Source organism: Actinospineispora eucalypti (genome assembly GCF_039543365.1).
Lineage (GTDB): Bacteria > Actinomycetota > Actinomycetes > Mycobacteriales > Pseudonocardiaceae > Pseudonocardia > Pseudonocardia eucalypti.
The window spans coordinates 72,910-90,017 of sequence record NZ_BAABJP010000029.1; the positions used below are offsets into that span (position 1 = coordinate 72,910).

General features: G+C 69.9%; 18 protein-coding genes. 9 read left to right on the forward strand and 9 right to left on the reverse strand.

What is annotated here, in order from left to right; all coding sequences use genetic code 11:
* Positions 1–19: 19 nt before the first annotated feature.
* Genes ABEB12_RS24480 through ABEB12_RS24510 form a run of 7 tightly spaced genes read right to left on the reverse strand, consistent with a single transcriptional unit; the run spans position 20 to position 6,660 of the window.
* Entirely contained in the window at positions 20–1,138 is a 1,119-nt protein-coding gene (locus ABEB12_RS24480) for an MCE family protein (RefSeq protein ID WP_185060860.1), read from the reverse strand.
* The gene (locus tag ABEB12_RS24485) at positions 1,135–2,142 is read right to left on the reverse strand and encodes an MCE family protein (RefSeq protein ID WP_185060859.1); all 1,008 of its coding nucleotides are present in this window, start codon (positions 2,140–2,142) and stop codon (positions 1,135–1,137) included. Before ABEB12_RS24485 ends, ABEB12_RS24480 begins: the two co-directional genes overlap by 4 nt.
* Positions 2,139–3,206: an MCE family protein gene (locus ABEB12_RS24490; protein ID WP_185060858.1), complete on the reverse strand. Its 1,068-nt coding sequence runs from the start codon at positions 3,204–3,206 to the stop codon at positions 2,139–2,141. The genes ABEB12_RS24485 and ABEB12_RS24490 overlap by 4 nt, the downstream gene beginning before the upstream one ends.
* Positions 3,206–4,372: an MCE family protein gene (locus ABEB12_RS24495; RefSeq protein ID WP_185060857.1), complete on the reverse strand. Its 1,167-nt coding sequence runs from the start codon at positions 4,370–4,372 to the stop codon at positions 3,206–3,208. The genes ABEB12_RS24490 and ABEB12_RS24495 overlap by 1 nt, the downstream gene beginning before the upstream one ends.
* A gap of 4 nt (positions 4,373–4,376) precedes the next feature.
* Entirely contained in the window at positions 4,377–5,171 is a 795-nt protein-coding gene (locus ABEB12_RS24500) for an ABC transporter permease (protein ID WP_185060856.1), read from the reverse strand.
* Positions 5,172–5,190: 19 nt separating this feature from the next.
* Positions 5,191–5,952 (reverse strand): ABC transporter permease, encoded by a 762-nt coding sequence (locus tag ABEB12_RS24505; RefSeq protein ID WP_185060855.1) that lies wholly within the window; start codon positions 5,950–5,952, stop codon positions 5,191–5,193.
* A 15-nt stretch (positions 5,953–5,967) separates the two neighbouring features.
* Positions 5,968–6,660 carry a dienelactone hydrolase family protein gene (locus tag ABEB12_RS24510; RefSeq protein WP_221497694.1) on the reverse strand — a complete coding sequence of 231 codons (693 nt, stop codon included), beginning with the start codon at positions 6,658–6,660 and terminating at the stop codon, positions 5,968–5,970.
* A 194-nt stretch (positions 6,661–6,854) separates the two neighbouring features.
* Between ABEB12_RS24510 and ABEB12_RS24515 the strand changes: the two genes are divergently transcribed.
* From ABEB12_RS24515 to ABEB12_RS24525, 3 genes are all read left to right on the forward strand, one after another.
* On the forward strand, positions 6,855–7,490 hold the full coding sequence (locus ABEB12_RS24515) for an isochorismatase family protein (protein WP_185060853.1): 636 nt from the start codon (positions 6,855–6,857) through the stop codon (positions 7,488–7,490).
* A complete protein-coding gene (locus tag ABEB12_RS24520) occupies positions 7,487–8,347 on the forward strand; it encodes an alpha/beta fold hydrolase (protein WP_185060852.1) in 861 nt (286 codons plus the stop codon). Before ABEB12_RS24515 ends, ABEB12_RS24520 begins: the two co-directional genes overlap by 4 nt.
* Positions 8,348–8,426: 79 nt before the next feature.
* Positions 8,427–9,425, forward strand: a complete 999-nt coding sequence (locus tag ABEB12_RS24525) for an amidohydrolase family protein (RefSeq protein WP_185060851.1) — start codon at positions 8,427–8,429, stop codon at positions 9,423–9,425.
* A 136-nt stretch (positions 9,426–9,561) separates the two neighbouring features.
* Here the strand turns inward: ABEB12_RS24525 and ABEB12_RS24530 are convergent, their stop codons facing one another.
* A complete protein-coding gene (locus ABEB12_RS24530) occupies positions 9,562–10,074 on the reverse strand; it encodes an ester cyclase (protein WP_185060850.1) in 513 nt (170 codons plus the stop codon).
* 54 nt (positions 10,075–10,128) lie between these two features.
* On the opposite strand from ABEB12_RS24530, the gene ABEB12_RS24535 reads away from it, so the two are divergent.
* Positions 10,129–10,776: a TetR family transcriptional regulator gene (locus ABEB12_RS24535; protein ID WP_185060849.1), complete on the forward strand. Its 648-nt coding sequence runs from the start codon at positions 10,129–10,131 to the stop codon at positions 10,774–10,776.
* A gap of 16 nt (positions 10,777–10,792) precedes the next feature.
* On the opposite strand, the gene ABEB12_RS24540 is transcribed toward ABEB12_RS24535, so the two are convergent.
* Positions 10,793–11,590: a UTRA domain-containing protein gene (locus tag ABEB12_RS24540; RefSeq protein WP_185060848.1), complete on the reverse strand. Its 798-nt coding sequence runs from the start codon at positions 11,588–11,590 to the stop codon at positions 10,793–10,795.
* Positions 11,591–11,666: 76 nt separating this feature from the next.
* Between ABEB12_RS24540 and ABEB12_RS24545 the strand changes: the two genes are divergently transcribed.
* The 5 genes from ABEB12_RS24545 (at position 11,667) to ABEB12_RS24565 (ending at position 17,096) form a co-directional block, all read left to right on the forward strand.
* The gene (locus tag ABEB12_RS24545) at positions 11,667–12,590 is read left to right on the forward strand and encodes a fumarylacetoacetate hydrolase family protein (protein WP_221497693.1); all 924 of its coding nucleotides are present in this window, start codon (positions 11,667–11,669) and stop codon (positions 12,588–12,590) included.
* Positions 12,587–14,251: an FAD-dependent monooxygenase gene (locus ABEB12_RS24550; RefSeq protein WP_185060847.1), complete on the forward strand. Its 1,665-nt coding sequence runs from the start codon at positions 12,587–12,589 to the stop codon at positions 14,249–14,251. The genes ABEB12_RS24545 and ABEB12_RS24550 overlap by 4 nt, the downstream gene beginning before the upstream one ends.
* Positions 14,217–14,828, forward strand: coding sequence for a VOC family protein (locus ABEB12_RS24555; protein ID WP_185060846.1), 612 nt, complete (start codon positions 14,217–14,219; stop codon positions 14,826–14,828). Before ABEB12_RS24550 ends, ABEB12_RS24555 begins: the two co-directional genes overlap by 35 nt.
* A gap of 66 nt (positions 14,829–14,894) precedes the next feature.
* Positions 14,895–15,647 carry a helix-turn-helix domain-containing protein gene (locus ABEB12_RS24560; protein ID WP_185060845.1) on the forward strand — a complete coding sequence of 251 codons (753 nt, stop codon included), beginning with the start codon at positions 14,895–14,897 and terminating at the stop codon, positions 15,645–15,647.
* Positions 15,648–15,761: 114 nt separating this feature from the next.
* On the forward strand, positions 15,762–17,096 hold the full coding sequence (locus tag ABEB12_RS24565; RefSeq protein ID WP_185060844.1) for an MFS transporter: 1,335 nt from the start codon (positions 15,762–15,764) through the stop codon (positions 17,094–17,096).
* The last annotated feature ends 12 nt before the right edge of the window (positions 17,097–17,108 follow it).

The following is a 17,108-nucleotide window of genomic DNA, read 5'->3' on the forward strand; positions in this document are numbered from 1 at the left end:
CTGCTGACGGAGCGCCCGTTCACCGGCCGCCGCCCTGCTGGTTGGCCGCGCCGTTCTGCACCAGCGGGTTGGCCCTCACCAGACCTTCGGAGTTGAACCGGTCGAGCAGCGGGGACAGCAGTGCCCGGCACCTGCCCAGCGGCATCCCGAGCGAATACGCCGACTGGCACGAGCTGTCGGCGAGGTTGGCGAACAAGGTCAGCGAGACGCGTCCGGCGAACCCGCCGCTGACCGGGTCGTACGCGTTGTAGAAGTTGCCCAGCATGCCGGGCAGCAGGTGCAGGGTGTTGGCCAGATTGACCTGGTTGTCGGCGAGCTGTCGCGCGAGACTGGCCAATCCGTCGACACTGGTGCCGAGCTGTTGCTTGTTGTCGTGCACGATCGAGGTGATGTCGACCAACGCCGCATCGCTGGAGGCCAGCACCTGGGCCAGCTGGCGGCGGTTGTCGGCGAGTACCGAGGCGACGCCGGCCAGTTGGGCGGAGAACCCCCGCACCTGGTCGGAGTTGTGGTTGAGCGCGGCGACGACGTCGTTGAGGTTGCGGACGGTGGCGAACAGGTTGCCGCCGTCCCGGGCCAGCGCCCCGGTGGCGCGGGACAGCTGCGTCATCGAGTCGCGCAGCGCGGCCCCGTTGCCGGACAGCGCCCCGGACGCGCCGCGGATCACGTCGTTCAAGGCTCCGCGTGGGTGGGCGGAGTCGGGTCCCAGCGATCCGGCCAGCCGGACCAGCTGCTCCTTGATCTGGTCCCACTCGACCGGCACGGCCGTGCGCTCGAGCGGGATCGTGGCCCCGTCGGCCAGGGTCGGGCCGCCGCGGTAGACCGGAGCGAGCTGGACGTATCGCCCGGCGACGAGGCTCGGGGCGACGATCACGGCCATCGCATCGGCGGGCACCTTCCGGTTCCGGTCGTAGCTGAGCCGGACGGCGACCGGGTCGCCGGCCGGGGTGACCGACTCGACGGTGCCGACCCGAACACCCAGGACGGTCACCTTGGAGCCGGGGTGGAGACCGGAGGCCCGGTCGAAGTAGGCGGTCACGTGGACCGGTCGTGCCAGGAAGCCGGAGCCGACCCAGGCGATCGCGGCCAGCAGCGCCACCGCCAGCCCGGCGGCGAGCCGGCGGACGAGGGGGCTCATCGGGTACCGCCGGACATCAGGGAGGGCAGCAACGGCAGGAAGCTCGTCGGGGGCGAGACGTTCGGGGCGTTGAAGCTCCAGCCCGGGAAGGCCGAGTCGAACTCGCCGACCTGCCGGACGGTGGTGGGCGCCTCGGTCAGGATCTTGTCGATGTTCGCCTTGTTCGTGCGCAGCGTGTCGAGCAGGTGGTTGACCTCGTCGAGCGCCGGTCCGAGCTGTGCCCGGTTGTCCACAACCAGCCCGCGCAGCTGGTCGGCCAGCTCGGTGGTGCTGCGCAGCAGCTCGCCGAGGTCGTCGCGGCGTTGGTTCAGCTCGGTGAACAGTGCCTCGCCGTCGGCGATGAGGGCACGCAGTTGCCCGTCGCGTGCGGCGAGCACCGCGGTGACCCCCGCCGTGTGCTCGAGCAGCTCACTGAGCTGGGTGTCCCGATCGTTGATCACCTGGCTCAACCGGGTCATGCCGTCCAGCGCCGGACGCAGCTGGGGGGCGGAGGAGTCGAGCACCTCGGACAGGGCGCCGAACGAGACGGCCATTTCGCCGGTGTCGACGGCGGTGAGGTCGCGGGTGAGGTGGGACAGGGCCTCGGTGATGTCGTAGGCGGGGGTGGTGCGCTCGGTCGGGATAATCGCGCCGTCGGCCAGCGAGCCGACGCCGGCACTGCTCAGCGCGAGCACGTTGCGCCCGAGCGCGGTCTTTGCCTTGATCGCCGCGCCGGTCCGGTCGCCGAGCCGGACGGACTCATCGGAGACCTGGAAACGGACGTCGACGTCGTCGTCGGCCAGCCCCACGCCGGTGACCCGACCGACCTCGACACCGGACACCACCACCGGGTCTCCCGGGCTGATGCCGCCGGCCTCGGCGAACGCCGCCGTGAACTGCCGCCCGCCGAACAGGTCGGTGACCCGGGGCCAGCTGAGCACGAGGAACGCGAGACCGACCAGGGCGACCGCGCCGAGGACGCCGATCCTGGCCAGGGAGGCCGTGGACTCGCCGGTGTATCTCATCGGGGACCGTCCCGCCCTGGTTGGTTCGGTTGTCCGTTGCAGCGGTGTTCCTCGCTGCGCAGCCACGGGCCGTACACCGGGTGCCCGAACGGGTCGAGCACCTTCGCCCGGACGTCGCAGAAGTAGGCGAAACCGACGTCGCCGTAGGCGAAGGTCGAGCGCATCTTGTACAGCAGCGGCCCATAGCCCCCCAGGAAGCCGTCGACCTGGGGCCGATGCCGGTTGAGGGTGTCGGAGGCCGCGCCGAGATGGCCGATGTCGGCGGCGATGTCCGGGCGGGTGTCGCGCACCAGGTCGCTGGCCTGCACACTGAGCCGGTTGAGGTGGGTGACCGCGGCACCGACCGGGTCCCGCTCGGCCGCGAGCTGGGACACCAGCCGCTGCAGCTGGTCCAAGGTCTGGGAGAGCTGGGCATCCCGGGCGTCGACGGTGCCCATCGCGGTGTTCAGGGTTGCGATCAGGTCCGCGATCACCGTGTTCCGATCGGCGAGGGTGGCGGTGAGGGAGCCGATCGAGGACAGCAGGGTGGCGACCGTCCCGCCCTCGCCCTGCAGAACCTGGATGAGCTCGCCGGAAAGCTGGTTGACCTGTTCCGGGCTCAGCGCCTGGAACAGCGGTCTGAAGCCTCCGACCAGCACGTCCAGGTCCAAGGCGGGCGTGGTGTTCGCCAATGGGATGGTGGCCCCGGCGGGCAGCTGGGGACTGGCCGGACCGGGTCCGTCGCGCAGTTCGAGATACCGGTCGCCGACCAGGTTCTTGTACCGGATCGCCGCGCGGACGTCGGCCGGCATCGGCGTGCCCGGGTCGGTGTGGAACAGGACTCGGACGGTGTTGTCCGGCTGCACGGCCACCCGGTCGACGGCTCCGACCGAGACACCCGCGATCCGCACGTCGCTGCCCTCGGTGAGATACGAGGCGTCGGAGAAGACCGCCGCGTGCGTCTCGGGCTCGCCACCCACGCCTCGGGACTCCGCCAGGGTTTGCGCCAGGAACACGGCGGCCGCCGCGGTGAGCAGGAGAAACACGGCCAGCTTCGCCGGGGTGCCGAACAGGACGCGGGCCATCAGCGGTTTCCCCCGGTCGAGGAGTTGCCGGTCCCCTCGAGGGCCAGCCCGCCCGGGGGGTGCCCGATAGCGAAGCTGTCGTGCCGCACGGGGAGCGGGTCGGCACCGGTGTCGAACCGCTGGAACGGCACGATCCCCGGCACCGAGGGCAGTCCGTAGCAGCTCGGCGGGCCCGCCTCGGCGATGATCGGCAGGTCGCGGGGATAGCGGTAGGCCTCCCGGCCTGCGCCCAGGTTCACCAGCAGGTTCGCGTTGCGTGCCGCGCTGCCCATCACCACGCGCATCAGGCTGGCGTTCCTGGTGAGGCCGCCGAGCACGCAGGGCAGCGCGGTCGAGTAGCGGGCCAGCAGCCGGGCGGTGGGAGCGTAGCGGCTGACCGTGCCGGCCAGCCCGTCCTCGGTGTCGCGCAGCAGATCGGCGCTGTCGGCGCTCACCCGGTCCAACCCGACCAGCAACGCCGCCAGTGAGTCGCGCCGCCGGACCAGGGTGTCCGACACCGCGCCGCCGTCGCGGATGGTGTCCGCCAGCGGTGGGGTCACGTCCGCGTACAGGTCGGTGGTGGCCACGATCGGTGGCAGGTCGGCGGCCAGCGCCGGCAGGCTCGGGTTGAACCCGCGCAGGTAGGTGTTGAGGTCGACCAGCGTCCGACCCAGCTGCTCGCCGCGGCCGTCCAGGATGCCGGCCGCCGCCCCCAGAGCGGCGTTCAGGCTGACCGCCGGCATCGCGTCCAGCGTCTGGACGGCATGGGCGAACGTGTCGTTCAGCTCGACGGTGACCCGGGAGCGGTCGATCACGGCGCCGGCCGCGATCGGTGCGGCGGTATCGATCGGGGCCACCAGCAGCCGGACGTACTTCGCGCCGAACAGCGTCGGCGGCACGATGTGCACGGCGACGTCGGAGGGGATGTGGGCCACCAGTCCGGCGTCGAGCGCAAGGCCGAGCTCCGCGCCGTCTCCGTTGGTCCGCACCGAGGAGACCCGGCCGACGACCACCCCGTTGAGTTTGACCATGGCACCGGGGTCCATCAGCAACCCGGAACGGTCCGCCTGCACCGTCACCGGCACCGACCGCGTGAGCACCTGTGCGTAGGTGGCCACGCAGAGCGCGACCACGGCAAGGAACGCGGCGGCTCCAGCGAGCCCGATCGCGCTGTGGCGGTCGATCATCGGGTCACCCCGCCACGTGGACCGAGGACGGCCCACCGTAGATCGCGAGGTCGAGCAACAGGTCCACGAACATGATCCCGACCAGCGAGGTCCGCACCGCCCGTCCGACCGCGACGCCGACTCCCACCGGTCCGCCCCGCGCGGTGAAACCGAAGTAGCAGTGCACGGTGATCACGAAGATCGCCATCACGATGGCCTTGCCGAACGACCACAGCAGGTCCGACCGGATCAGGAAGACCCGGAAGTAGTGGTCGTAGGTGCCGCCGTCCTGGCCGAAGACGGCCGTCACGATCACCCGGCTGGCCGTGAACGAGCCCAGCAGCGCCATGCAGTAGAGCGGGACCAAAGCGATGATGCCGGCCAGGATCCGGGTGGTCACCAGGTACGGCACCGGCTGGATCGCCATCGCCTCGAGAGCGTCTATCTCCTCCGTCACCCGCATCGCTCCCAGCTGGGCCGTGAATCCGGCGCCCACCGTGGCGGTCAGTGCGATCCCGGCCAGGATCGGCGCGCCCTCACGGGTGTTCGCGTACGAGGACACGAACCCGGCCAACGCCTCCACCCCGATGTTGGCGAGCGAGCTGTACCCCTGCAGCCCCACCTCCACACCGACGGCGGCGGTCATGAACACGACGATCACCACGGTGCCGCCGACGATCGCCAGCCCGCCGGTGCCGAAGCCGACCTCGGCGACCAGCCGGACGATCTCCCGGCGATATCGGCGGATCGCGAGCGGGGCATGGGCGTAGCCGCGTGCGTAGAACTCCAGCTGCTCGCCGAACCGAGCCAGGCCGTCCATCCCGGTGCCACCTCTCCGGTCAGCGGTACTGCAGGAACACGCCGGTGATCAGCGAGTTGGCCAGGAACAGCAGCGCGAAGCTGAACACGACCGACTGGTTCACCGCCTGGCCGACACCCTTCGCCCCGCCGCTCACCGTCAACCCCAGATAGCAGCTGACCAGGCCGGCCGACACGCCGAACACCAGCGCCTTGAACTCGCTGACCAGGAAGTCACTCAGCCCGGTGAGCAGGGTCAGGTTGGCGACGAACAACCCGGCGCTGGCCTTCTGCACGAAGATCGAGAACAGGAAGCTGCCGGTGAGGCCGACGAGCGTCACGACGCCGTTGAGGGCCAGCGCGACGATGGACAGGGCCAGCACCCGGGGCGCCACCAGGCGGTGGATCGGGTCGATGCCCATCACCTCCATCGCGTCGATCTCCTCGCGTATGGCGCGGGCACCCAGGTCGGCGCACAGCGCGGTGCCGCCGGCGCCCGCCACTACGAGCACGCTCACCACCGGTCCGATCTCACGGACCACGGTGAGCCCGGCGCCGGCGCCGGACAGATCGGAGGCACCGATCTCGATCAGCAGCTGGTTGATCTGGAACACCATGATCACGCAGAACGGAATGCTGATCAGGAAGGTGGGGAGCAGCGAAACGGTGACCACGAACCAGGCCTGCTCGATCAGCTCCCTCGCCTGGAACGGCCGGCGGACCATCGCCCGGAAGGCGTCGACCGTCATCACGAAGAAGCCGCCGACCCGGCCCCCGACCGACCGCACCTCGATGGATGTCATCCCTCGGCTGCCGGGTCAGCTGTCCTGGCCGGCTTTCAGGTGAGCGTCGAAGAAGCCGACGATGCGCTTGCGCGCGTGTCTCGCGGACTCCTCGTGGTAGCCGGCGCCCATCAGCTTGCTCATTACGACGAAGATCCTTGGCATGTCGCCGGGCTCGTGGTTGTTCAGGAACGAGTGGCCCGCCTCCGGGTACTCCATGACGTCATGGGCGACCCCGTTCGCGGTCAACGCCGAGTCCAGCTTCGCCGCCGCCCCGCGCAACGAGGTGTCCTTGCCGCCGAAGCTGCCGACGATCGGGCAGGCGCCGTCGAGGAAGCTCTCGGCGTCCTTGGGCACCCCGCCGTAGTTCACGCTGGACGCCTCGAAGCCGTGGCCCGGCGCCAACAGCAGCGAGAACGCCCCGCCCATGCAGTAGCCGATGACGCCGATCCGGTCGGTGCAGTCCTCGCGGGCGGCCAGCCACACCCGGGCCGCTTCCACGTCGTCGAACGCGCGGCCGCGGCGGGCGCGCAGGTCGCGGAACGTCGACCGCATGCATGCCATCCGGCCGCCCCAGTACATGAGGTTGGGGGCGAGCGCGAGGAAGCCCTCAGCGGCCAGCCAGTCGGCCTGCGCCCTGACGTCCGCCGTCATCCCGAGAACGTCGTGTATCACCACCACACCCGGCCACGGTCCCGGGCCGGTCGGCTCCGACAGATAGGCGGGCATGCCGCCGCGGTCAGTCGTGATCGTTACCTCAGCCACAGACGCCTCCGCTCGATTCGATACGTCTTATGTACTCAGTGGATTATAGCTTGGCATACCCCGAACGGAGCAACGCAACGGAGCTATGCGCCTTGACTTCTTATATGTATATGAGAATATAGCCGCACCTCGTTGCAACGGAGATCGCCGAAGCCGTGATGAATCTCGACCGGAACACCACCGCCGTGCTTGCTCTGCACTGGATCAACGACATCGTCAGCGAGGGAGGCGCCTTCGGCGGAAGGTTCGCCGGCGAAGTCGCTCGAACCGGAACCGCCGGCCACGCGAGGCGCGTGCTGACCGCGGCCAGGCAGACCGGCGTCCCCGTGTTCTACACCAGGATCGTCTACCAGCCCGGATACCCCGGGCTCATCGTGAATGCACCGCTGTTCGAAGGCATCCGGCCAGCCGGGGCGTTCCTCGCCGGAGGCGGAGGCGTCGAGATCCTGCCGGAACTGGCCCCCGAGGAGGGCGACACGGTGCTCGACACCGGCCGGGTCTCCGCGTTCACCGGCACCGGCCTGCACGAAGTACTCCGGGGGCAAGGCATCGAGACCGTCGTCCTGACCGGGGTATCCACGCACATCACCGTCCAGTCGAGCGCGCTCGCGGCCGTTGACCTGGGCTACCGCGTCGTCATCGCCTCTGACGCGACGTCGGCCGACAGCGCGGCGACGCACGAACACGCTCTCCGCGCGTTGGCCGTCCTCTGCGATGTCGCCACATCGTCCGAGATCGTCGACGCCCTGCTGGACTCACCCGCCGGTACGGCCCACGAAGTGAGGACTCCATGACCACTCTCGGCCCGATCGTTCTGGTGCACGGATACTGGCACGGCAGCTGGTGCTGGGCGCCGGTGACCGAGGAGCTCGCCGCCCGGGGCCTGGCCGCGGTCGCGGTCGATATGGCGGGTCACGGGCTCGATGCCCGCTCGCCGGCGGCGCGCTGGAGCCGGCCGTTCGACGCTGCCGCGTACGCCACCGAGCCCGCCCCCTCCGCCGCGGTGACCGTGAGTTCGGCGGCCACCCGGCTGGTCGAACAGGTGCGCCGGATCGGCGGAGGCCGGCCCTGCCTGGTGGTGGCCCACAGCATGGGTGGCACGGTAGCCACCGCGATGGCCGAACTCGCCCCGGAACTCGTCGCGGGCCTGGTCTACGTGAGCGCATTCGCGCCGACCGGGGGTCGCAACACGGGGGAATACATCCAGCGGCCGGAGAACGCCGGCTCGATGGTGCACCGCCAACTGGCCGCCGACGCCGCCGCCGGGGTCGGCTCACTGCGCCTGGACACCGGCGACCCGAGCGGGCACCCCGGCCTCATTGAGACCTTCTACGCCGACGTGCCGACCGAGGTGGCCACCGCCGCGATCGCCATGCTCGCCCCGGACGCCCCCATCGGGATCGGCGTCGAGCCGCTCAACCCGACGGCGGAGCGGTACGGCCGGCTCCCGCACACCTACGTCGTGTGCACCCGGGACAACGCCATCACCCCGGCCCTGCAACGTCTGATGGCCGCCGGAATCGACGCACTGTCCGCCGAACCCACCACGGTCGTCGAGCTGGAATGCTCACACGCACCGTTTCTCTCCCAGCCCGCCGCCCTCGTCGACGTGCTGGAGAAGGCCCAGCGGGAAGTGACCGCCCGCGCCTGAGCCGGCCGGTCCGGCCCGAGGCCGCCCGTCCGCTGTGCCACTGCCCCCATTCGGCCAGCCCTCTCGGAAGTGGGGAATCATGCGCATTGTCACGCTGGAGGAGCACGTCAATCGTCCCAGTGCCAAGGACTACATGGGTTGGCAGTCGGAGCCGGTACGAGCCAAGCTGCTCCCGAGCGTGGACCAGCGGATCGCCGATATGGACGCGGCCGGGATTTCCGTGCAGGTCCTCTCGGCGCTGTTGCCAGCACCAAGACCGGACGATGCCGCCGAGGCGCTGGCGCCGGTGCAGGCCCTCGACGAGAGCGCGATCCCCATCGTGCGGGCCGTCAACGAAGAGCTTCACGAGTTGGTCTGCGTCCACCCGGACCGGTTTTTCGCGTTCGCCACGCTGCCCGTTGGGCGGCCCGCGGCGGCCGCCGCCGAGCTCGAACGGGCAGTCGGGGAGCTGGGCTTCGTCGGCACGATGATCGCTGGGACGATCGGGGACCGGTTCCTCGACGATCCCGAGTTCACACCGATCCTCGAGGCTGCCGCGGGCCTGGACGTGCCGATTTACCTGCACCCGGCGCCACCGCCGAAACGCGTCGCCGACATTTACTACCAGGGCGCCTTCCCGCCGAGGGTCGGCCAGATGCTCGGCAATGCCGGCTTCGCCTGGCACTTCGAGACCTCGCTGCACATCGTCCGGATGATCATCGGCGGCGTGTTCGACCGGCTGCCGGGTCTGAAGGTCATCATCGGCCACCTCGGTGAGGGCCTCTCGTTCCATCTGCACCGGCTCGACCGGCTGGTTTACCCCCTTGCGGATCTCCCCAAGCCGATCAGCCGGTACCTGACCGAAAACATCTGGTACACGACCAGCGGCTACTTTTTCAACGACCAGTTCGCGCTCACGCGGGCGATGTTCGGCGAGGATCGCATCATGTTCTCTGTCGACTATCCGTTCGCGGACCCTCGTGAGGGCATTGAGTGGTTCAACCAGCTCGACGTCCCCGCCGGCGTGCGGGAGAAGATGGCATGCAAGACTGCGGACCAGCTATTGCGGCTCCCCACCGGCAACGACCCGCGGCATTAGGGCCGTGTTTCGAAGTCGCGCGCTCGCTCGGCGACTTCGAAACACGGCGTTAGTTCTGCCGACTCGGCTTCGGCCGCGGTCACCGGGTCGTCGCTGGACGGGAGGTAATTCGTCGCCGGGCCGACCAGGTCGATCACTACGAGGCGCGCTTGGCGCGGGACTTGGCGCGGGCCATACGGAACAGGTAGCCGGGGGTCGGCGGCAGCCAGCCGAGCTGTTTGGCCTGGCCGAGGTCGTCACGGGTGGCCCAGTGCTCACGGACCATGCCATCCTCGATCCGGAACCAGTGCGTCTGTGTACTCGCGAACGGCTTTCCCGTCGACGGAAACACCTGGTCCAACTCGCCGCTCTCGGTGTACAGCGCGAACGTGCCGACCTGCCGCCCCGACATCACCAGCTTCACCGCCACGATTTCGCCGTCAGCCACCACATGCTGGATGTCGTACCGAACGACCCCGAACGCGGCCCGCAGCCAGAGCGCGGTTTCCCAGAACCCGGCCGGCCCCAGAGCGCGCCCGGCCGGCGGTCCGACGACGTCCTCCCAGTTCCGTGCTTCGGGGTGGATCAGTTCGTCGAACTGGGCCCGCTCCCCCTCGGCCCAGATCTCAATGTTGCGGACGGCGATCTCGCCCGCCTTGGTGATCGGCATAGCGCCTCCTAAATTCGATACAGTTAAACTGTATCTAAAAGATCGGTCCAGCGGATGGCGGAAGTCAAGAGGCAGTACGACACCTCGGGCCGTCGCGAGCGCGCCCGGGAGCGTCGGCGCGCCGTGGTGGCCGCGGCCCAGGAGCTCTTCGAGGCGGACGGGTTCCAGGCGACGACGGTCAGCGCCGTAGCGAGCCGGGCCGGCGTCTCGGCGGAGAGCGTCTACAAGGGATTCGGCACCAAGGCCGCGCTCGCCAAGGCGGTGTTCGACTACGTGCTCACCGGTGACGACGAGTCGATTCCGATGTCACAGCGCCCCGAGGCCCAGGCGGTCGCGGCCGAGCCCGACGTACGCCGGAAGATCACGCTGTACGTCGACTCGCTGGTCCGCCGGCAGGTCCGGTCCGCGAAGGTGCAGATCCTGATCCGCGACGGCCGGCACAACGACGAGTCCCTGCGCGAGACCTGGCAGACACTCCTGGACGAGCGCCTGACCGGCATGACGACCCTCGGCCGGCACCTCCACGAGACCGAAGGCCTGCGCCCCGGGATCACCCTCGAGGAGGTCGCGGACGTGCTCTGGACCTACGTCGCGGTCGAGCTCTACGAGCTCCTCGTCCTGCTCCGCGGCTGGACCCCCGAGCGGTACGGCGCCCTCGTCGCGGGCGCGATCACCGACGCACTGTGCGGACCAAGCACCTGATCTCAGCTCAGAACGGTCACATGTGCTCCGCCGAGGACCATTTCCCGGTGGCGAAGTCCATGGTTTCTTCGGGGGTGGACTGGTCGGGATGGAGGTAGATGCGGACCCACTCGAGGACGCTGTCGTCCGGGTGGTGCAAGGAGAACGTGGTCACCAGTACCTGCTCGGCGATCGTGAGGCCCAGCGCCTCGGTCACCAGGGCGGGAGAGTGCAGGATGCCGACGCGGCGCCGGAGGCGGTGAATGGTGTAGCCCGCCCGGGTGAGCAGTTGGACCATCGGCTCCTGTTCGAGCTGGTCCGCGGTGTGCCGCTCGCCGACACCGGGGTGCTGAACGTTGTGGGTGACGCTGTGCGACCTCCCGTCCACACTGCGCAACCGCATGCACTGCCACAGCCGCTCACCAGCGGGCACACCGAACGCGGCGCACGCCTCGGCGGGGGCAATACGCGTCTCGGCGAGCAGAACCCGGTAGGCGTACGGCCGGAACGGGCCGAACTCGAACATGCTCGGCCCGGCCTCCGGCGCGGGATCGCCGGCCGACTCGAGTCGATACAGAATCCGGGGGCGCCGGCCGCGTCGCCGCTCGATCCAACCGTCGCTGGCCAGGCGGTCCAGCGCCGCCCGACTAGTGATCACGCTGACCCCGAGCTGCTCGGCGACCTCGCGTTCGCCGGGAAAGTCGTCGCGGCCCTGCCACAGGCCGTCCGCGATCTCACCGCGGAGATGCAGGTACACCTGGTGGTGCAGCGGCACCGCGGGGTCGAAGGTGACCGGCGCGGCGGGAAAGTCGTCGCCCAGGCCGCTGTCGCTCATGGTCCTCCTTATGAACTCGTCAGATTGTATCCACCCTCACCAGGCTGAGAGCCGGACGAGGAGCTACGACCTCCCCTTGACTTCTTATAAACTAATAAGTTTACAATCGCTCTTGTTGCAAGGGAGGACGCCGATGAAACTGGCCAGCTTCACCGCCGGGGGACGCGAACGGTTCGGGATCGTCACGGCCACCGGATTGGTCGACCTGTCGGCGCGACTGCCAGTCCCGGACCTGAAGTCCGCTTTCGGACTCGGCCCAGGGGTGCTCGAGGCCTTCGCCGGCGCACCGTGCGACTGGGCGCTCGAGGACGTCAGCTGGCTGCCGCCGATCCCCAACCCGACCCATGTCATCGGCATCGGGCTGAACACCAAGAGCCACTTCGCGGAGACGGCGGAACTGATGAACCGCGTTCCCGGCGACTACCCGCGATACCCGCGCCTGTTCATGCGCAGCCCGCACAGCCACGTCGGACACGACCAGCCGGTCGTGGTGCCGGACGTGTCGGCGTCGCTCGACTACGAGGGCGAGATCGCGCTGGTCATTGGCCGGCCGTGCCACGGAGTCACAGCGCTCCACGCCGCCGAGTACATCCTGGGCTACGCCTGCTACAACGACGGCAGCCTCCGGGATTTCCAGATGCACTCGAACCAGGTCACCGCCGGCAAGAACTTTCTCTCCTCCGGCGCGTTCGGCCCCTGGATCGTCACCGCCGACGAGGTTCCCGAGCCGTCACGGCTGACGCTGCAGACCCGGGTCAACGGCGAGGTCCGGCAGCGGCTGGACATGGCCGATCTGATCTTCGGTTTCGGTGAGCTCATCGCGTACATCTCGCAGATCTACGGACTGCAGCCCGGCGACACCATCCTCACGGGGTCGCCGGCCGGAATCGGCGCGCTCTCCCAGACCTGGCTGCGGGCCGGTGATCGCGTGGAGATCGAGATCCCGGCCGTCGGGACCCTCAGCAACCCGGTGGTGGCTTCCGGAAGGGACGCGGCATGACTGACGAAACCGAGGTGCTGGTCGTCGGCGCCGGTCCGGTTGGACTCACCCTGGCCATCACCCTCGGGCAGCGCGGCATCCGCACCGTACTGATCGAGCGAAACCCAACCCCCGGAATCCTGCCGAAGATGGACCTGGCGAACGCGCGGTCCATGGAGATCTTCGGACGGCTCCACCTCGCCGACCGGATCCGGGCAGCGGGATGGCCGCTCGACGCCCCCTTCGACGTCTACGCGGGGCCGTCGCTGACCGAGCCGCCCTACGCCGTTCTGTCGTATCCCTCGATTCTCGAGTCCCGGCGGCACGCCGAGGAGGGCGTGCCGGGCGTGCACCCGCGCGAACCGTACGAGCGCATCTCCCAGTACACGCTCGAGCGCCTGCTGGGTGATGCGGCGCGGGCACTGCCCGGCGTGGACGTCCTGTTCGCCCACCAACTCGTCGACTTCCGGCAGGACGCCGACGCCATGCACGCGACGATTCAGACGCCCGACGGGGAGCGCTCAGCCGTGACCGCGAGCTACCTCGTCGGCGCCGACGGCGGGAACAGCTTGGTCCGCAACACGTTGGAGATCAACTATTCCGGCCCCGGCGACGCCGCCCGGCATGTCCTGATCTTCTTCCGGGCGCCGGCGCTGTTCGAGAAGGCCGGCCTAGAGCCATTCCGCCACTACTACCTCGCCGGCGAGCGCCACGGGATACTGATCGCCCAGGACGACCTCACGCACTTCGCGCTGCATCTGGAGGCCGAGCCGGGCACCGACACCGCGCGGCTGGACGCGGCCGAGGAAGTACACGCCGCCCTGGGCATCGGCCTGGACATCGAGGTGCTGCACCTGGGTGCGTGGACCGCGCGCCTGGTCGTCGCGGATCAGTACCGGGCCGGGCGGGTGTTCCTCGCCGGCGACTCGGCGCATCAGTACATCCCCACCGGCGGATTCGGCCTGAACACCGGCATCGGCGACGCCGACAACCTCGCGTGGAAGCTGGCCGCCACACTGCGCGGCTGGGGTGGCCCGGCCCTGCTGGACAGTTACCACGACGAGCGCCATCCGGTTGGACATCGAAACTGTCGTGCCTCGGAGTACGCGGCGGTCGGCGTGCGTCAGTGGCGCAGCCACTACGACCCGAGCGTGACGCAGGACACCGCCGCCGGTCGGGAGAATCGCCGCCTGCTGGCCGCCGCGTTCAACACCTACCAGCGGCGCAGTCACGAACAGCAGGGCACCGAGCTGGGCTACCGCTATTCGCTCTCCGGGGTCATCGCCCACGAGCCGGGCCCGCTCCCGGACCCCGACAGCCCGGTTTACGTGCCCTCCTCCACAGCGGGCAGCCGTCTGCCGCACGCCTGGATCGAACCCGGCGTATCGGTGCACGACCGCGTTGGGTTCGGGCTGACGCTGCTGGCCATCGACGCTCCCCCGGAGCTCACCAACGCGTTCACCGACGCCGACCGACGGGGCATCCCGCTCGACGTGGTGCGAGTGAACGGTCGAGCCGATCTCCGCGAGCTCTACGGCGCCCCGCTGCTGCTGATCCGCCCCGACATGCACATCGCCTGGCGGGGTGACGGCGCGGATGCGGCCGACGCGGTTCTTGCCCTGTGTGCCGGACGAGGAGGGGTGATCGATGACGAGCGCCAGCCAGCAGGCCCGCGTACCTGAACCCGGCGCGGGGTTCCGGCCCAAGGAGTACGCCCACGTCGTGTTCCGCACCGCACAGCCCGAGGCCCTGATCGACTGGTATCGCGTGGTGCTGGGCATGCAGGTGGTGTTGCGCCACCCGGCGATCAGCTTCCTCACCTGGGACGAGTCCCAGGACCGGCTCGCCATCGTCGCGGACGAGGACGCACAGCCGGCGGCCGAGAACAGCGTCGGCTTCCACCACGCGGCGTTCGAAGTCGGTTCGCTCAAGGAGCTGACGGAACAGTACCGTGCGCTGAAGGCGCGGGAGATCGTTCCCGAGCGGGCCATCAACCATGGCGTCGCCACATCGCTGTATTACCGGGACCCCGACGGCAATCAGATCGAGCTCACCGTGGAGGCGTTCGCGACCGTCGCGGAGCTCAACCAGTGGCTGGCAACCGGCCTCTTCGACACCAATCCGCTCGGCGTGTTCATCGACCCCGAGGAGCTGTGCGCGCGCGTCGAGTCCGGCGAGTCGGAGGCGGACATCCTGAAGCCCCACGCGCGCCACGCCGAATTCCTGACCGAGCTCATGGCCGGCAAGAACGTCAAGTAACCGCGTCGGCGACGGATACCAGCGAGGTAGGCTGGGGCGCGAGAGACCAAGGGACCCGGAGGCGTCATGGCTGGTGGCCGGACCAGCGCGGACGCCCGTTCGGCCACCGGCCGCACGCTCGACATCCTGGGAGCCTTCGAGCGGGGCGACGGTGCGCTGACCGTCAAGGAGATCGCGGCGGCCGCCCACCTGCCCGTGTCCACCACGTACCGGGTGGTCAAGGACCTGGTCGCGTGGGGCGGGCTGGAACGGCTGGCCGACGGCCTGTACGTCCCCGGCGAGCGCCTGCGCCAGATCACCGGAGCACCCTCCTGGCACCAGGGGCTTCGGGATGCCTGCGTCCCCGCAGTGTACCGGTTCGTGGTGGACTCGGGTCACGCCGTCGCGCTGTCGCTGTGGAACGGCGACCGTCTGCTCTGCGTCGAGACGATCCTCGGGCGGCACACCACGATCGAGTTGGCCAGCCCCGGGGACGAGCTGCCGGTACTGGCCACCAGCGCGGGCAAGCTGATGATCGCGACGGCCCCGTCGGTCGTGGACCCGTTCGCGAACCCGCTGCCTCCGGGTACGAACGCCAAGACCATCACCCGGCAGGTCGCGTTCGCCCGGACCAACGGCTACTGCACGGCCTACGGCGAGGCCGCCTCCGGCCAGGCCTCTCTGTCGGTCCCCGTCGCGGGACTGCCGAACGGGTACCTGGCGCTCACCGTCCTGACCCCGGTCACCGATCCGGCGCTGCCCCGGCTCGTCGAGCCGCTGCGCACCGCCGCGGCCACCGTCCGGACCGCGCTTGGCACCCGGGTGACGCAAGTGGGGTAGGCCACCGGGTTCCTGCCGATTCTCACTCAGTGGTAACCGTGTTTGCGCAGGTCGGCGCCGTCGCCGGAGTCTTGTTCCGGCGGCGTATCGCAATCGCGGAAAAGGTGTGGGCCAATGGTGGGTCGCGCTCCCGGCACCATGTCGTTCGTCCAGCTCAGGCTGGTCGCGCTCTGCCTGCTGTTGAGCATGTCCGACGGCTACGACGTGCTCGCCATGTCCTTCGCGGCCCCGTCGGTCGCCGAGGAGTGGCACCTGTCCGGAGCGGCGATCGGGGTGCTCCTCAGCGCGGGCCTGTTCGGCATGGCCGGCGGCTCGGTGTTCATCGCCCCGCTCGCCGACCGCGTCGGTCGGCGCCCGGTCCTGGTGTGGTCGGCTGTCCTCGTCACCGTCGGGGTCGTGCTCTCGGCGGCGGCGACGGACGAGACGCAATTGGCCGTGCTGCGGGTGGTGACGGGGCTGGGCGTCGGGTCGATCCTCCCGTGCATCACCGTCCTGGTCGCCGAGTTCACGCCGATCCGGCGGCGCACCGCGGTGCTCGGCGGCCTGGCCGTGGGGTTCCCACTCGGTGGGCTGGTCGGCGGGAGCGTCGCGGCGCTGATCATCGAGAGCCACGGCTGGCGCGGGGTCTTCGTCTTCGGCGCGGTGCTGGCCGGCGCGCTGGCGCTCCTGGCCACCGCGTTCGTCCCCGAGTCGATGGCCTTCCTGTCCCGGCGCGGGACCCCGGCCGCGGCCGCCCAGCTCATGAAGCTGCGCGCCCGGGTCGACGTCGACGGGCTCGAGACCGCACCGGCCGGGGCGGGCACGCCGGGGCGGACGCCGTTGCGCTCGCTGTTCCGCCGCGGTGGTGCCGCGCGCGTCGCCGCCCTGTGCGTCGCCTGCGTCTTCATGTCGGCGGGCTTCTACTTCGTGCTGTCCTGGACGCCGCGCCTGCTGCAGTCGGCCGGGTGGTCGGCCCAGCAGGGCATCGGGGGCGCCATCCTGGTCAACCTCGGCGGGATGGTCGGCTGTGTCCTGATCACGATCGGCGGCCTGCGGCTGACGGCCCGCACGCTCACCATCGCGTTCGCCCTCCTCGGGTCGGTCACCCTCGTCGCCTTCAGCCTCTGGGCCACCTCTCTGGGCGGCACGCTGTTCCTGGCCGTGTTGCTCGGGGTCACCCTCAACGCCGCCATCGTCGGCCTGTACGCGGTGATCCCGGCCGCCTTCCCCCCGGAGGTCCGCGCCACCGCCGCCGGCATCGGGATCGGCGTCGGGCGGATCGGGGCCATCGTCGCCCCGCTGGTCGCCGGCGCGCTGGTGGACCTGGGCCGACCGATGTCGACGATCTTCTTCCTGTTCGCCGTACCCGTGGCGCTCGGCGCGCTGGCGACCTGGCTGATCCGGTCCCCCGCCGGCACGCCCGCGCCGGCGGCGAAGGACCCCGCCACCCGGACGGTCTCCTCCAGCTGACTCCGCCTCACC

Bases quoted from the DNA above. Each gene is read 5' to 3' on its own strand.
- ABEB12_RS24480 (WP_185060860.1), bottom strand. From the start codon at position 1,138: ATGAGCCCCCTCGTCCGCCGGCTCGCCGCCGGGCTGGCGGTGGCGCTG.
- ABEB12_RS24485 (WP_185060859.1), bottom strand. From the start codon at position 2,142: ATGAGATACACCGGCGAGTCCACGGCCTCCCTGGCCAGGATCGGCGTC.
- ABEB12_RS24490 (WP_185060858.1), bottom strand. From the start codon at position 3,206: ATGGCCCGCGTCCTGTTCGGCACCCCGGCGAAGCTGGCCGTGTTTCTC.
- ABEB12_RS24495 (WP_185060857.1), bottom strand. From the start codon at position 4,372: ATGATCGACCGCCACAGCGCGATCGGGCTCGCTGGAGCCGCCGCGTTC.
- ABEB12_RS24500 (WP_185060856.1), bottom strand. From the start codon at position 5,171: ATGGACGGCCTGGCTCGGTTCGGCGAGCAGCTGGAGTTCTACGCACGC.
- ABEB12_RS24505 (WP_185060855.1), bottom strand. From the start codon at position 5,952: ATGACATCCATCGAGGTGCGGTCGGTCGGGGGCCGGGTCGGCGGCTTC.
- ABEB12_RS24510 (WP_221497694.1), bottom strand. From the start codon at position 6,660: ATGCCCGCCTATCTGTCGGAGCCGACCGGCCCGGGACCGTGGCCGGGT.
- ABEB12_RS24515 (WP_185060853.1), top strand. From the start codon at position 6,855: ATGAATCTCGACCGGAACACCACCGCCGTGCTTGCTCTGCACTGGATC.
- ABEB12_RS24520 (WP_185060852.1), top strand. From the start codon at position 7,487: ATGACCACTCTCGGCCCGATCGTTCTGGTGCACGGATACTGGCACGGC.
- ABEB12_RS24525 (WP_185060851.1), top strand. From the start codon at position 8,427: ATGCGCATTGTCACGCTGGAGGAGCACGTCAATCGTCCCAGTGCCAAG.
- ABEB12_RS24530 (WP_185060850.1), bottom strand. From the start codon at position 10,074: ATGCCGATCACCAAGGCGGGCGAGATCGCCGTCCGCAACATTGAGATC.
- ABEB12_RS24535 (WP_185060849.1), top strand. From the start codon at position 10,129: ATGGCGGAAGTCAAGAGGCAGTACGACACCTCGGGCCGTCGCGAGCGC.
- ABEB12_RS24540 (WP_185060848.1), bottom strand. From the start codon at position 11,590: ATGAGCGACAGCGGCCTGGGCGACGACTTTCCCGCCGCGCCGGTCACC.
- ABEB12_RS24550 (WP_185060847.1), top strand. From the start codon at position 12,587: ATGACTGACGAAACCGAGGTGCTGGTCGTCGGCGCCGGTCCGGTTGGA.
- ABEB12_RS24555 (WP_185060846.1), top strand. From the start codon at position 14,217: ATGACGAGCGCCAGCCAGCAGGCCCGCGTACCTGAACCCGGCGCGGGG.
- ABEB12_RS24560 (WP_185060845.1), top strand. From the start codon at position 14,895: ATGGCTGGTGGCCGGACCAGCGCGGACGCCCGTTCGGCCACCGGCCGC.
- ABEB12_RS24565 (WP_185060844.1), top strand. From the start codon at position 15,762: ATGGTGGGTCGCGCTCCCGGCACCATGTCGTTCGTCCAGCTCAGGCTG.